Annotated in this window: 2 protein-coding genes; both read right to left on the reverse strand. The window is 63.3% G+C overall.

The features are described 5' to 3' along the window. A partial coding sequence (locus ABFC66_RS00775; protein WP_346739050.1) for a site-specific integrase occupies positions 1 to 1,092 on the reverse strand: 1,092 nt, incomplete at its 3' end. Between the two features lie 175 nt (positions 1,093 to 1,267). Beyond that, positions 1,268 to 1,734, reverse strand: a 467-nt coding sequence (locus ABFC66_RS00780) for a GIY-YIG nuclease family protein (protein WP_346739051.1), incomplete at its 5' end; no start/stop codon positions are given.

The raw sequence follows: 1,734 nt of genomic DNA on the forward strand, positions 1-1,734 counted from the left end.
TACCAACCTTTTGCGCGATGTTGAAGCCTCAGTCCACGGATTTTCCACCGTTTTGCGTTTCTTGCCGCGATGCGGGACGGGCAGAAGATCGGCCTTCCGGCTCTCCTCCGAGGCCACGACGTGCTCATAGCGCGCCGCTGATTTCTCATCCCGCCAGCGGCCCGTACCCACCAGCCCGCGCGTGTCGAGACCCGCATAGCGGCGCATCCACGTCGCCCAGGTGTGGCAGAGGGTGTGAAAGGTCACATGCTCGATGTCGGCGCCGGCCGCTTCCTTTGCCTTCCTCATCAGCGTGTAGAGCCGCCCGCATTTGCGGAAGCGAAAAGCCTTCTGCTTGTCTCGGTCTAGCCCGCGCGGATGATTCCCCAGTTCTGCCACCAGGAACGGCGGCAGGTGGACGGCCCGTGGATCATCGTTCTTCGTGACGGCGAAATAGGCGAACGATTCGGCAAGCGTGATCTGCCGGCAGGTCAGATTCAGGGCATCCCCCAGCCGGCACCCAGTGTAGCAGAGGAAGACCAGCAGCACCCTGAACTCGGCATCGATCGTGCCTGCCGCGTCAAACAGCCGGAACGCCTGCTCAGGCTGGAGCCAGTCCACCCGCTTGCGCCCGCGCCAGCCCTTCGGCCGACGGATTGCCATCTCGATCCCGGATCGTTTCAGGATGGCGCTTATCGGCGTATGCACCTGCCGGTTCCGTGTGGCGGGCGTCGCTTCTGGATAGAGCGCCACGGCGGCCCGGTCGATGGCCGCCTGATCAATGTCGGTTAGGGGCGTCTCGCCGAAATGCTTGATCAGTCCCTTGGACCATTGTTTCGTGGCCTTGTCGAAGCTGCCGACGAACCGCATGTCGCCACCGGCGTCCATATAGTCCATGGCCGCTTCGATGAACGGCTTCCCGGCCTTCGTCGCAGCTATCGCGGGGGCAGACTTACCACGTTCGATTTCTGCCTTGCGCGCGGCGAGGAGCTTGCGCGCGACGGCTTCGACAGAGCTTCCTGTGCTCTCATCCACGTACTCGCCAAGGTAGGTTCCGCGGATGCGGTAGTTCGGCGATTTGCCCGCACGGGGCGGGACGAGCTTGAGCGGCATGGCGTCGGGTCCGGGCGCAGGGCTTCGGTTAGCTTAACCAGATCGGCGTCGGTGAACAGCTTCCTCGCGCCATTGAGGAAATAGAACGGATACCGTTTGACGATCTCGTGCAGCGCACGGCGGCTGATGCGCAGGGTGGCCGCAGCCTCGTCCATGGTGTGGATCTTGCCCAGGCTCATATCTGGAACACCCCATGCTCTTCGCGCAGCCATTCCTTGATCGGCTTGCGGAGCCGAAACCACTCGCCGCTGAACCGCAGGTCGCTGAACTTCTGGTGCAATCGCTTCTCGTCGGCGCGGGTGCCGGGGAAGCTCACGAGTAGGTCGATTGGCCTCGGGTTCGACGTGCGGAGCGAATGGAGACGCTGTGCGAGGTTGCGGGTATAGCCGATCTTGACCTTATAATCGCAGCGGATCACGTAGACGGTGTCTTCGGGCGGAACTGGCTGTGCCTTCGACTTGGCCTGAGTTTTGGTCTCGTCAAGCTCCAGCCGGAATGATCGCAGCGCGGATTCTTCGAAGGTCCAGAGCCCGCCGATCTTGGCGGCCCCTGGCACTTCGCCGCGCGCCGCCAAGGCTTGCACGGTGCGAACCTCGACGCCAAGGATGCCGGCCGCTGCATCGGCCCGGATGCGCTCGAAGA

This window comes from Parvibaculum sp., from assembly GCF_039680535.1.
Lineage (GTDB): Bacteria > Pseudomonadota > Alphaproteobacteria > Parvibaculales > Parvibaculaceae > Parvibaculum.